The following is a 12,887-nucleotide window of genomic DNA, read 5'->3' as shown; positions in this document are numbered from 1 at the left end:
AGGGGCAGCATTTTATGAAACTGATTGGGTTCTCTTTTAATGAAAACTTAAGATTTTTGACATATTGAATGTTCAGGAGCGATCGCACTTATTGTAGAAGATGACGTGCAGTTGTTCAGCCATCGTCTACATTAAATCCCGGAGCTTGCCTGATCATGAGCATATTTGCCAACTTTCTCCGATCTCTAGTACTCACGACCCTTTTCAGTTTTATCGCGCCTATTTTCTTTGTCGGCGGTACACTGGTCTTTTTATGCCTTTCCGGTTACATCCCAGGTTTACAAGCCATAACTGAGAATATCCCCACTCAGATTCTGCATTTTCTTGCCACCTTTGGTACTGGTAGTCCCCTCAATGGTCTATTTGTAATCAGTCTGACTTGCGGTTTTGTGGGTGGACTGTTTGACATCTATGCTTATTACCGCTGTCAAATTCTCCGCATTGATTCTTAAAATGTTAAGCAGTTTTTATGCGGTTTTTGATAACTTACAGCCCTATTAATTCTCGCAAAAGCATATCACTAATCCTTCGTAACTGAAGTTATTTTGATAGAATTGAGTATTTATACAATAATTAAAACTGTCATTAGTCACAATTTACTAAAGACAAAGCTTTGCTATGAGTAATGCAGTTATTTTTGTTTACAGCTTTAAGTTTTGACTTCGTTCAATCACGACCAAAATTAACCTAAAGAAATAAGTCTTTAAATACATATCCCTTCATGAAGAAATATAGCAAATAAAACTACACGCGAAATATAAAAATTTCCTTAAGATTTTAAATAGTTCTATGGCTGCTCACCTTTCTTAACAGAGTTAGAGAGGTCGTCTGACCGCTGGGCATCTTATATTAGTTTCATTAATAGGTGATTGATAACTCATGGTTTGGCCTTTTAAACCCAGATTTCGTAAACAAATTGCTCGGATTGAAATTACTGGTGCGATCGCCAGTGCTACACGCAAACGGGTATTAGAAGCTCTGAAAACTGTCGAAGAAAAGAAATTTCCAGCTTTACTGTTACGCATAGATAGTCCTGGCGGTACAGTAGGTGATTCCCAGGAAATCTACAGCGCTCTGAGGCGGTTGCAGAAAAAAACTAAAATTGTCGCCAGCTTTGGCAATATTTCGGCTTCTGGCGGCGTTTACATTGGTATGGGAGCCGAACACATTGTGGCTAACCCCGGCACGATTACAGGCAGTATAGGCGTGATTCTGCGGGGAAATAACCTAGAACGCCTCCTAGAAAAAGTTGGTGTTTCCTTTAAGGTGATTAAGTCTGGACCGTACAAAGACATTTTGTCTTTTGATCGGGAATTGACAGAACCAGAGGAGAATATTCTGCAACAATTGATTGATGTCAGTTATCAGCAGTTTGTGCAAACCGTAGCCGAAGGACGTTCTTTAGCGGTAGACACCGTAAAAACTTTTGCTGATGGCCGCATCTTCACCGGAGAGCAAGCCTTAGAGTTAGGTGTTGTAGACCGCTTGGGAACAGAAGAAGATGCACGTCGCTGGACAGCCGAATTAGTCGGACTTGATCCAGAAAAAACTCCTTGCTATACGCTAGAAGAACGTAAACCATTGCTGAGTCGAGTTCTACCTGGGAGTCGTCTGAAGAAATCAGGAATTGGGGCTGGAATTGATTGGCTCGAATTTGAAATGTCTACAAGTGGTTTACCTTTGTGGTTGTATAGACCGTAAATTAATTGTCAATAGTTACAGCAGGGAACAGGGAACAGGGTTGAAAGTTTTGTTGTATATGGCTTTGTGCTTAAATTTCGTACCTCCTGCAACCTGCAATCTGCTGTAATAGTCTTTGAGCTAATGACTAAAATATAGGAGGATTTTGGAAGTGGAATGGCAAATGCGAGCGATTCGTGGCGCAACAACCGTTGCAGATAATAGCGTAGAAGCAATCCGAGAAGCGGTGACAGAACTGCTTGATGAACTGGAACAACGGAATGAACTCCAACCAACAGAAATGATTAGCGTTACTTTTTCTGTCACACGAGATTTAGATGCTATTTTTCCAGCCGCGATCGCTCGCAGTCGTCCTTTATGGGATAGTGTAGCTATGTTGGATGTCCAGCAAATGCACGTTGAAGGCAGTTTACCGCGTTGCATTCGGTTTTTAATTCACGCCTATTTACCAACTTCCGCCTCAATTCACCACATTTATTTACGTCAAGCGGCTAAATTGCGCCCAGACTGGGGTTTATCGCAAACGTTACAAACCTCACAGCCAATAATTAAAACAAAAGCTTAAAATCAGCAGGTCAATAATATTATATAAAAGTTAGCGCCAAATGAGCTATTACAGTGGTGACGCGGCTGCTCAACCTGCTGCTATTGGTGGGAGTATTTTCACTCATCGAGGAACTGGTGTTTGTGTGAAGTTAGAGGATTTTTTGAATATTCTCTCGAAGGGTGAAGAGCCGCTTGTCATTGTCACCAGTGAAGGTTTTTTTACGAAAATATATAAATATGTGACTACATATAAGGGTTTTGTGTTTTTCACAGAATCCTTAGATAAATTGCAATTTGGTAGCAATATTGAGGTGATTTACGCTCAGAGTTTAGGGACAGATATTTGAATAAATTTAATTGCAAAGACTGATTAATTACACACTTTATGCTGGATAATGATACAAAAGCAATCTTATTAATTATAGTTTCCAATAATGCTGGAAGATATAAAAACCCTTCTTTTACAGCCAGAAGGTTCCACTCTGAAATATAAGTATACGCTGCCACCACCAAGTTTGTTAGGACGTATTATTGCAGCTTTTGCTAATACTGAAGGTGGCTGGTTGATTATAGGTGTCAAGGAAAGTCAATCATGTCTTGAAATTGTAGGTTTAGCAGACGATGTACCAGCAGCAGCAGTTGTTGACTCAGCTATTTTGAGACTTAGACCACATCCAGATGTAAACCATGACTGGGTTTTAATAGACAATAAGTGCTTATACGCTATTGAAGTTAAAAAATCAGCTAGATTAGTAATCACTGAAGATCAAAGCGTTTTTGTCAGACGTGGCTCAGAAATATCGAAAGCTACGCCTGAAGAAATATTTATCATAGATAAGATTAAAAAATCATCGTGTTTACATCAAATTATAGAACAAATACTTAATGAAGAAAATAATTCTACAGAATCTAAACTAGTCTTTCTAAGACAGTATAAGAATTTAGCTATCATCGCTGGTCAATCAGCTAATATTATATGCCCAGATAGCCCTAATATATCGAGTAAATTCCCGCAGGGAAGAAGTTTAATAAGATTGCTTTTTTCTTCTTTAGCAGATACTTTTGAAAGATATCTTGCCGATTTATTGTTTTTACAAGAATTGCAAAAACAGGCGCTACAATTACCAATTAGCGATCATAATCTTATATTTTTCAGGGTGGGTTACTATATTATTAACTCACCTTTCTAATTCAACATTGATAATCTTGGTGTAACCGATGGAAATTCATGAATTAGTCATTGAAATGAAGTTACAAGAACGCCGCCTAACACTCTACGAAGAAAAGTATGGCGTTCTTAGTGAAGATTTTTACAAAGCCCTGATGTCGGGTAACCTCTCCCGTTATGATGAGTATGACGAAACTCGGACAGACTTCAGCCGCTGGAAAGGGATCTATGAAACATGGCTTCGCCGTAAGCAAGCATACACCAAGCAGATGGAGCAACGAGAACTAGCTGAAACATTTCGGTTTCAGCCCACTTACTGACAATGAGTGAATCCCCTTTGAAATCACTAGCTGAGTACAGTCAGTTTGTATCGCAGATTCTCAACCGTTCTGATGTAGAACGTTCAACCCTTGTGCTTTGGTCTAATAGTCCCTATACAGGAACAGCAGAAGGTGAAGTGTTTTTCAAAGGAAACATTAAACTTCGCATGAGAGAAGAACTCGATTTTGATGCAGAGCTAATTACTTCCTATGGCTACGAAGTCTATCGAAATAACGAGAAACTCTACTGGTACGATGATTTTCCTCATCCCAAGGATGCATCACTTGCTTCAACATTTCCCCATCATAAACACGTTCCCCCGGAGATGAAACGCAATCGGATTCCAGCGCCAAACATCAGTTTTATCCATCCAAATTTACCTTTTCTGATTCAGGAAATTGAGGCTTTGATACAGTAATCATGAGTGGTAAACCCCTATGGCAGATTTACTTGAAAGAATTACAATCAACCCTAAACAACGTGGTGGTCGTCCCTGTATCCGGGGTATGCGAATTGGTGTATCAGACGTGCTGGATTTGTTTGTAGCTGGACTAAGTGCTGGACAGATTCTCGAATAAATACCTGATTTGGAAATTGACGATCTCAAAGCAGCACTTATGTACGCTTCACGTAAACTCAATCATCCAGTTAGTAGAAATCAGCGGTAATTAATACCGCTTACGTTTTATTCGTGATGCTGATTAAACCGAATTCCCAGAAAAATATCATACAAGAACTCAAAAAAGTCCTTTTTCTGCAATAGTCCTGAAGTTTGCGGACTACCCTTTTCATCCAGCAACGGCTTCATCATATAATAAGCTGGTTGGTAATTATACCAAGGAATCGAAGGCCACAGATGATGAATGAGGTGATAATTCTGCCCCAAAATCAGGATATTGAGAACCTTACCAGGATAGACGCGGGCATTTTTCCAGCGACTTCTTTCCACAAAGGGACGATGGGGTAAATAATCAAAAAATAACCCCAAGGCAATTCCCACCAAAAATGCTGGAATAAACCAAAAATTGAGAATATAGCCCAAAAAATGATATTGGACAGAAATATAAACAATAGTAATGATAATTAAACGACTAATAAACCATTCCAATAACTCATATTTCCGCCACAATTGCCGTTGAAAGAAAAATACCTCATGGTATAAAAATCTGACTGCAATCAACCACAATGGCCCACCTGTAGAGACATAATGATCAGGGTCATCTTTAGGGTGATTGACATTACCATGATGCTGTAAATGTACCCGTGTAAACACAGGGAATGCAAAAGCTAAAATTAAGGCGCTACCATGTCCTAACATGGCATTAATCACCCGGTTGCGATGGGCTGACTGGTGACAAGCATCATGAATCACCGTCCCCGAACAATGCAAGGACAGAGTGTTAATGCTAAAGCATAGCCAATGTGGCCATTCCCAAACCCAATAACCAAAGTTAGATAACACCAACATTGTCACCACCACAAAAAACAGCAGTAGTGTGGGATTAAAATCACCAGGAGGTGCTAAAAGTTCCTTGGTTGGGATTGTCAGTGGCTTTTGTGCCTCCGACGTGAGCATTACTAACTCCTTCTTCATCAAATATCACGAATATACGACAAATCTTAGTAAAGAGTAAAGTTATATAAAGTTTCATATGACAATATTTATCTGCTGTCTTTGCTGATTAGCAGATGAATGGCGCTATGATTCCAGACTAGACCTATGTATTTACTGACGACTAAAGTTTAAGCAGTGCTAATGCTTTCATGGCAAAAATCTCTCTTCAGGAGGATGCCGATAAGATTAGTGTACTATATCTAGTCTATCCCGCTAATTCCTTCTCTAACTGCTGACATCATTGATATAGCAGTGACTGAAAAGGAGATGCCGCTTAATATACGATTACTTCCCAGATAGATTATTTTGAAATCAGTCCCTATGCAATTAAGAGATTCTCTGCGCCGAACCAAAATTGTTGCTACTATTGGGCCTGCTACCAGCAGTCCAGAAATGCTGAAGGCAATTATTGAAGCGGGTGCAACAACACTGCGGCTAAACTTCTCCCACGGAACTCATGCTGACCATCAGCGTAGTATTCGCCTAATTCGGCAAACTGCTTTTGAACTCAATAGACCAGTAGCAATTCTCCAAGATTTGCAAGGGCCAAAAATTCGCTTGGGTAAGTTTGAAAATGGTTCTATAATTTTGGCGAAGGGCGATCGCTTCACCTTAACAAATCGTCCAGTTGTAGGAACCCAAGAAATCAGTTGCGTTACCTACGATTATTTAGCAGATGAAGTCCCCGTCGGTGCCAAAATCCTCCTCGATGATGGACGAGTGGAAATGGTCGTGGAAGACATTAACCAGGACAAAGGCGATTTGCATTGTCGCATTACTGTACCTGGTAAACTTTCTAACAACAAAGGTGTAAACTTTCCGGGAGTTTACTTATCAATTAAAGCTATGACCGACAAAGACCGCGAGGATCTGATGTTTGGTCTAGATCAAGGTGTAGACTGGGTAGCACTTTCCTTTGTCCGTAACCCCCAGGACATGATCGAAATCAAAGAGCTAATTTCTAGCACAGGCAAAAATGTCCCTGTAATTGCCAAAATTGAAAAGCACGAAGCCATTGAACAAATGGAAGAAGTTCTGTCTTTGTGTGACGGCGTAATGGTTGCTAGAGGTGACTTAGGCGTGGAACTACCAGCGGAAGATGTACCCATACTGCAAAAACGGCTAATTGCTACAGCCAACCGTTTGGGTATCCCCATTATTACCGCTACCCAAATGTTAGATAGCATGGTCAGCAACCCCCGTCCTACCCGTGCGGAAGTCTCCGATGTCGCAAACGCGATTTTAGACGGTACAGACGCGGTAATGCTCTCCAATGAAACTGCTGTTGGTAGTTTCCCGGTGGAAGCTGTAGCCACAATGGCCAGAATAGCAGAACGCATTGAACAGGAAGAAACCCTAAACGCTAACTCCCGTCAATCAAGAGATAAAAGGCGTTCTATTCCCAATGCTATTAGCCAAGCAGTTGGTCAAATTGCTGAAAATTTGGGCGCAGCGGCAATTATGACTTTGACTCAAACCGGTGCTACAGCCCGCAACGTTTCTAAATTTCGTCCCAAAACGCCAATTTTAGCCATCACACCCCATGTAAACGTAGCAAGGCAGTTGCAAATGGTCTGGGGAGTAAGACCGCTGTTGGTACTAGAACTACCTTCCACAGGTCAGACATTCCAAGCCGCTATAAATGTGGCTCAGGAGAAAAATCTCTTGAGTGAAGGTGATTTGGTAGTGATGACTGCTGGTACACTTCAGGGGGTTTCTGGGTCAACAGACTTGATTAAGGTGGAAGTGGTGACTGCTGTACTGGGTCAGGGCATTGGTCTAGGACAAGGTTCTGTCAGTGGTCGTGCCAGAGTAGCACATACTGCTATGGATGCAAGTAACTTTAACCCTGGAGATATTTTGGTCGCATCCCGCACTAGTGTAGATTTTGTGGAAGCGATTCGCAAAGCTGGGGGAATTATTACTGAAGAAGAAAGTCTCTCAAGTCATGCAGCCGTGATTGGTTTACGTCTCGGTGTACCAGTGATTGTCGGGGTGAAGGAAGCGACAAAGGTAATTAAAGATGGGGCAATTTTGACTTTAGATATGCAACGAGGTTTAGTTTACTCTGGGGCTGTGGGAACACCTTAAACAGAATGAAGGATGAAGTCTTTTTTCATCCTTTACCCCAAAATTATAAATAACGGGATAATACTTCTACTGTTGCTTGTCCTGTTTTTTCCCAACTAAATTGATTTGCTCTGGTGATACCTTTTTGAGAAAGTGTTTTTCTCATTTCTGAATCGTTGATTATTGCTTGCATTGCTGCTGTGATTTCCCCTGGGTGATGGGGATTAATGAGAATAGCCGCATCTCCAGCTACTTCGGGAAGGGAGGAAACATTGGAAGTGATGACGGGAGTACCACAGGCCATTGCTTCCAGGACAGGAAAACCAAAGCCTTCCCACAAACTGGGGAAAACGAGTGCGATCGCTTGATTTATAATTTTTGGTAGTTCACTATAAGGTACGTAGTTGAGGAATTTGACGCGATGAGTTATACCCAGTTCTTCAACTTGCGCTTGCAATAATGGGGTATAACGTTTATCGGTAGGTCCTGCTAACCATAGTTCATAGTCTCCCTTGTTGGGTAGCGCGGCAAAGGAAGTGATGAGTTTCTGCAAGTTTTTGTAAGGGTCTTGACGACCGATGTATAGGAAGTAATTACTGGTGGGTAAGTTGAGGAAGCGGAAGTGAGTGCGATCGTGTGCTAGGGGAATAGGTGTTATTTTCTTAGTAGGAACTTGGTAAAAGTCGGTGATGTCTTTAGCTGTTGCTTCTGAGTTACAAATAATATGTTGTGCTTGTTTAAAAACTTGGGGAGTGTAGTAACGATGGTATGGTGTCAACGGTGAAAAGGGTTTGGGAAAGCGCAACGGTATCATGTCGTGAGACATGATGATAAAACGACAGTTGCTGTAGAGGGGTGCTTCTGGTATTGGAGAGAATAAAAGTTGAGACTTAAGGTTTTTATAGATTTTTGGTAGTTGAAATTGTGTCCACATTAGCCGACGTAAATGTCCTTTAATACCGTCAGCAGGAGTAAAATTATTTGGTACTGGATAGCAGTTGAAATCAGAATATTTTTTGGCTGTTAATAGGGTAGGTTGGAGAGATTTTAAATAAGGAAATAAATTTAGCGCATAGTTGCTGATGCCTGTCGGTTGAGAAAAAAGAATGGATAAATTTATGATTAATTGATTAGAGAGTGAATTGTTTATTGTATTCATTTAGTACTGCATATTTTTTATCAATTTTTCTGTATAGACAGTAGGGAAAGCAATTGTTTAGCTGATTCTTCCCATGAAAATGGAATATACTCATTTCTAATACGAGTTACTAACTCATTGTAGAAAGTCTTTGAATTCACCAATTTTTCTAAAGCTTGATAAAGTTCTATTGGTTCTTTAGGATTGAAGTATATACAAAAATCTCCACCTATTTCTGGCAGAGAACCACCATTACTTGAGATTACAGGTTTACCATGTTGTAGTGCTTCCACAACTGGTAATCCAAAGCCTTCATAAAAAGACGCTTGTACTAAACAGTAACAGTTTTGGTAGAGAAGATTTAGCTCAAAGTCAGTTACTGAGCCTAAGATATGTATGATATTGTTGTGCATTCTATGAGATTCAATTAAATGATCAGTTTTTGAATCCCATCCTTTGTTACCGGCAAAAAGTAAATATATTTGTTCATGCGTAGAATCTACTAACAAATCAAAAGCTTCTATAACGGATTTAAGATTTTTATGAGGAACTAAACTACCAACTACCAAAATATATTTTTTTGTTAATAATCTTTTGATATTATCATTACAATTTTTATCATTCAGATTGCTTCTCGATATCTTGCTTGAGTAGTCACACCCTAAACGAAAACTTTTCACAATCAAGTTAGGGTTATTATTAGAAACTATTCCCTTAGACCGCGCATTTTTATAGTCATCAGCACTATTTTTAGATATACATAAAACTTGATCAAATAAATTTGAGTAATTTTCATAAAAATTATTGAAATCTTTAGTCAATTTTTGAGAACAAAACTCTGGAAATTTCATTGGTATAATATCATAACATATTACAGCAACGATAACATCATGCTTTTTCAAAATTTGTAAAAATTTATAATAGGTTTTAGGTAAATCCCAGTTTGCATCAGCTATAACGTAAATGTCTCCAGGCAATATTTTATGACCCTCAAATTCAAGAAGGCTAAACTTATTGTCAGAATTTAAATCAAACCAGTAAGCCCAAAATAATATGCCTGAAAAATAATTTAGAATTTTATTGTTTACCTTATTCAAAAAAATCTGGAATTTTTTATTTTTCATCCAGTCGAATAAGCTATTTTTATGGTGGTGGATGTAGTTTTGGTGATGCAAATTAGTAACTCTTGTTATAAATTTACCATCGAACATAACATCAATTACTTCTATATTCTGATAATTCTGACTAATATTGGCTAACTCAGTTGTTAGTTCACGTACTACTCGATGTATTCCTGTGTTTTTATAATTGTGCTTGGCCGTATGAGTACAATCTATAAATATTCTCATTGATTATCCTAAGTTAAGCATTTTTTTAGATTTATGACTATAGACACTGTAAATTCCTTCAAGGAATATATATTTCCACTTTAAGAGCATTTTAATCTTGATTTTCAACTATTTGAAGCATTAGTCTAAAAAATCGGCAAAAAGCATTTGTATATCACAATGAAAATGATAAATACAATCAAGGTTACTGGAGATTGAGCAACTAACTAAAGTCAGAACTTGATAGCCTTTACCCAGAAAAATTTCCCCAAGATTAAGAAATATCTTGTTTAGTTACTGCTGTAATTAGAGCTTTTTGTGTTGTCATATTTTTTTCTGTTACTCAATAATTTGATCAACTAAAAACTTTATTACCAGATTCAGATCTGTATTGAGTTTTTACTTTTTAGCCTACTTTATAGATATTTACTAATTTATTCATTACCAATAATTTTAGCAAAATTAGTCAGCACCGTTTCAGAAGCATTGGCTTCAATCTTAGCTAATTCCCTACCAACGTAATCAGTAAGAAGTTTTTGCTTGGATTGGGATGAACATAAAACTTGCTGAATAAACTCAGAATATAACCGAGCGCATCTTTCTGGAGAATGTTCTCTATAAATATACTCGGAGGCATTTTTGCTTAATGAATGTCTATATTCCAGTTTTTCAGTCAAGAAAATTAAAGCTTTGAGTATTTCATCAATTTCATTACTTTGATGAGGCTGAGGAATTTTGAATACCACATCATCAGGAAAATCTGAGAATGAACCTATATCTGTGACGATTGTGGGCTTACCAACAGATAATATGCGTAGAAGTGAACCTGAACTTTCACCTTTAAATGGATATCTTAAATTAAGGCAAATATCTGATATTTCTATATATCTGTAAAAGTCTGCCATATTTACATATCCAGTAATTTTTACTTGATTCTTTAAACCTAGTTTTTTAATTTCGTATTCTATATCAATTGAGCCAAGGTAATCAGTACCACCTACAAAAATTAAATAGGCATTGGGTTGCTCGACTAAATACTTTTTAAAAGCACGCAGAATTTGCAGAGGACGTTTAGTTAAATTAATAAATCCAAATGCAGCAATTATGACACTATCGATGGGAATTCCTAGCACTTGACGTTCTTCTAGCAGTGATTTCTCTTTAAAAGTAACTTTGGGAACTAAATGTGGTATGTGAACAATATGATTATTATCATTACTAAAATCTCTAACTGCACAATTATAAGCCCATTTACTATGTAAAACTACGCCTAAAGACCTAGTAAAAATTCTCCTATTTAAAAAAATTTTTTCTTCAGGTAGTTTTTCCTGTATATTCAATTTTCCCTGTTGAATTAAGTTTGATATTTCTATAGCTCTATCTTTTCCATAACTGTGTTCTAGCTCCTGGTGTAAGGTTATTCCAATTTCTGGAGTATGAATCTCCATATAATTAATGAGTCCTCCCAAGTAATAGTCATGTAACACAGCTATACCGGGATACCGCATTAATTTTGAGTACATATGACAATGGTAACTACTATTACCTATCTGATAAATAATCCCTTCGTAGTTTTGCGAATCTAACCGTTCTTCAAATTTTGTATGAGGGAATAATTTATTTGCTATATCAGCCTCCAGTAAATAACTATCATCATACAAATCAAGATTAAAATATTGTTGCAATGATGGTAGAAGGTCTTGACTGTAATCTGAAATACCAGATTTAGCTGGCGGAAAAGGACTGAAAAAAGCTATTTGAGGCTTGTTACTAGGTGTCTTAACTCGACTGAATGCAATAGTTATCTTATTTAATGGCTGATGTTCTTGAAAAACGCCAATCATTTTTTCTGCCACTGATTGCCAGGAAAACTGAGCCGCTTGTTGAAAAGCATTTTCTGTATTTTTTATTCTAAATTCTTCATTAGAGAGAACTGTTTGCATAATCCTAGCAATATCATGAGATGAATGTGGATCAAACAGTAGCTCCGGAGAGCCTAAAATTTCTGGTAAAGATGAGTTATTACTTGCAATAGCTGGTGCGCCACACGAAATAGCTTCCAGCAATGGTAAACCAAAACCTTCATAAAAAGAAGGAAAGACAAATAAAGAGCAAGTTGAATACAAAGCTCTTAGTTCTTCATCTGTAATATAATTTGTTAAGATCAGGGATTTACCTACTCCTAATTTTATTCCTAAAGTGCTAATTTCTTGAGAAAAGAAATCAGATACTTTACAAGCAATCACTAATTGGTAATTTTCTTGAAAACTTTCAGGTAATTTAGCGAAAGCATGAATTAATCCTTCAATATTCTTACGCCAGTCCTCACCACCTGTATAGAGAATAAATTTCTTGTGAATGCCAAACTTATCAGCAAAAGTTTTCAGCCAAGAGTAATGCTCATTTAATTTGGACTGGGGTAAAGAACGGAGAAACCCCACCCGAAACATTTAAAACTTTGTTAGGAGATATGTTGAGATATTTGATTAAATCTTGGCGAGTAGATTCAGAAATTGCAAATATAAAATCAGCATTCTGTACATTTTTTAATCTCCTCATATAAAGAGATTGCATATTGTCATCGTTTAAATATCTATCAGAAAATATAAGTGGAATCAAATCATAGCAAATTACAAAAATTTTTTTAGTAAACTTAGTATAATCAGGTATTGTAGAATCTAAACCCTCCATAGGACTGGGGACAAATATCATGTCAGCATCAGATGATATTAAGGTTGTTTTTAGCAATAGATCATTAGTTGTACAACTGCCAATATATGGATAATATATAGAACTATATGAAAAAAGACTCTTATTCAAAAATGGTTCTGGTAGCGTAGCATTGGCATATAACTCAAAGTTAGGAGCATCTTGCTGATTGAATAGAGCTTCTATGACTGATTGTGTATAACGCCCAATCCCTCTATTTCTAGAATTATTTGTTTGTAAGGCTTGAATATCAATTGCAACTTTCATTACTGTATCAATTCCAATTTTTTA

At 37.6% G+C, this 12,887-nt stretch carries 13 protein-coding genes and 1 pseudogene; 9 read left to right on the top strand and 5 right to left on the bottom strand.

Annotated features, from left to right (window positions below):
• The first annotated feature begins 155 nt into the window (after nucleotides 1-155).
• The 8 genes and pseudogenes from ACOWPH_RS18660 to ACOWPH_RS18625 all read left to right on the top strand — a co-directional run bounded on the left by ACOWPH_RS18660 (nucleotide 156) and on the right by ACOWPH_RS18625 (nucleotide 4,404).
• Nucleotides 156-452, top strand: coding sequence for a hypothetical protein (locus ACOWPH_RS18660; RefSeq protein ID WP_015216881.1), 297 nt, complete (start codon nucleotides 156-158; stop codon nucleotides 450-452).
• A gap of 427 nt (nucleotides 453-879) precedes the next feature.
• Nucleotides 880-1,701 (top strand): signal peptide peptidase SppA, encoded by an 822-nt coding sequence (gene sppA / locus ACOWPH_RS18655; RefSeq protein ID WP_015216880.1) that lies wholly within the window; start codon nucleotides 880-882, stop codon nucleotides 1,699-1,701.
• 151 nt (nucleotides 1,702-1,852) lie between these two features.
• Entirely contained in the window at nucleotides 1,853-2,266 is a 414-nt protein-coding gene (gene aroH / locus ACOWPH_RS18650) for a chorismate mutase (RefSeq protein ID WP_042465412.1), read from the top strand.
• A gap of 40 nt (nucleotides 2,267-2,306) precedes the next feature.
• On the top strand, nucleotides 2,307-2,594 hold the full coding sequence (locus tag ACOWPH_RS18645; RefSeq protein ID WP_015216878.1) for a hypothetical protein: 288 nt from the start codon (nucleotides 2,307-2,309) through the stop codon (nucleotides 2,592-2,594).
• An 87-nt stretch (nucleotides 2,595-2,681) separates the two neighbouring features.
• The gene (locus tag ACOWPH_RS18640; RefSeq protein WP_015216877.1) at nucleotides 2,682-3,437 is read left to right on the top strand and encodes a helix-turn-helix domain-containing protein; all 756 of its coding nucleotides are present in this window, start codon (nucleotides 2,682-2,684) and stop codon (nucleotides 3,435-3,437) included.
• Between the two features lie 28 nt (nucleotides 3,438-3,465).
• Nucleotides 3,466-3,735, top strand: a complete 270-nt coding sequence (locus ACOWPH_RS18635) for a hypothetical protein (protein ID WP_015216876.1) — start codon at nucleotides 3,466-3,468, stop codon at nucleotides 3,733-3,735.
• A 2-nt stretch (nucleotides 3,736-3,737) separates the two neighbouring features.
• Nucleotides 3,738-4,154 (top strand): toxin-antitoxin system TumE family protein, encoded by a 417-nt coding sequence (locus ACOWPH_RS18630; RefSeq protein ID WP_015216875.1) that lies wholly within the window; start codon nucleotides 3,738-3,740, stop codon nucleotides 4,152-4,154.
• Between the two features lie 19 nt (nucleotides 4,155-4,173).
• A pseudogene (locus ACOWPH_RS18625) lies at nucleotides 4,174-4,404 on the top strand (DUF433 domain-containing protein).
• Nucleotides 4,405-4,421: 17 nt separating this feature from the next.
• On the opposite strand, the gene crtR reads toward ACOWPH_RS18625, so the two are convergent.
• Nucleotides 4,422-5,312 carry a beta-carotene hydroxylase gene (gene crtR / locus ACOWPH_RS18620; protein WP_015216874.1) on the bottom strand — a complete coding sequence of 297 codons (891 nt, stop codon included), beginning with the start codon at nucleotides 5,310-5,312 and terminating at the stop codon, nucleotides 4,422-4,424.
• A 360-nt stretch (nucleotides 5,313-5,672) separates the two neighbouring features.
• Between crtR and pyk the strand changes: the two genes are divergently transcribed.
• Nucleotides 5,673-7,442, top strand: coding sequence for a pyruvate kinase (gene pyk, locus ACOWPH_RS18615; RefSeq protein WP_015216873.1), 1,770 nt, complete (start codon nucleotides 5,673-5,675; stop codon nucleotides 7,440-7,442).
• A 43-nt stretch (nucleotides 7,443-7,485) separates the two neighbouring features.
• On the opposite strand, the gene ACOWPH_RS18610 is transcribed toward pyk, so the two are convergent.
• The 4 genes from ACOWPH_RS18610 to ACOWPH_RS18595 form a co-directional block, all read right to left on the bottom strand.
• Nucleotides 7,486-8,580: a glycosyltransferase family 4 protein gene (locus tag ACOWPH_RS18610; RefSeq protein ID WP_015216872.1), complete on the bottom strand. Its 1,095-nt coding sequence runs from the start codon at nucleotides 8,578-8,580 to the stop codon at nucleotides 7,486-7,488.
• Between the two features lie 20 nt (nucleotides 8,581-8,600).
• Nucleotides 8,601-9,908: a glycosyltransferase family 4 protein gene (locus tag ACOWPH_RS18605; protein WP_015216871.1), complete on the bottom strand. Its 1,308-nt coding sequence runs from the start codon at nucleotides 9,906-9,908 to the stop codon at nucleotides 8,601-8,603.
• A 413-nt stretch (nucleotides 9,909-10,321) separates the two neighbouring features.
• A complete protein-coding gene (locus tag ACOWPH_RS18600) occupies nucleotides 10,322-12,337 on the bottom strand; it encodes a glycosyltransferase (protein WP_422665609.1) in 2,016 nt (671 codons plus the stop codon).
• Nucleotides 12,288-12,863 carry a hypothetical protein gene (locus tag ACOWPH_RS18595; RefSeq protein WP_422665608.1) on the bottom strand — a complete coding sequence of 192 codons (576 nt, stop codon included), beginning with the start codon at nucleotides 12,861-12,863 and terminating at the stop codon, nucleotides 12,288-12,290. Before ACOWPH_RS18595 ends, ACOWPH_RS18600 begins: the two co-directional genes overlap by 50 nt.
• Between the last annotated feature and the right edge of the window lie 24 nt (nucleotides 12,864-12,887).

It is taken from the genome of Anabaena sp. PCC 7938 (genome assembly GCF_049315035.1).
Classification (GTDB): Bacteria; Cyanobacteriota; Cyanobacteriia; order Cyanobacteriales; family Nostocaceae; genus Anabaena; species Anabaena cylindrica.
Note: the sequence above shows the minus strand (reverse complement) of the source record. Positions and strands in the feature narration are given on the sequence as shown.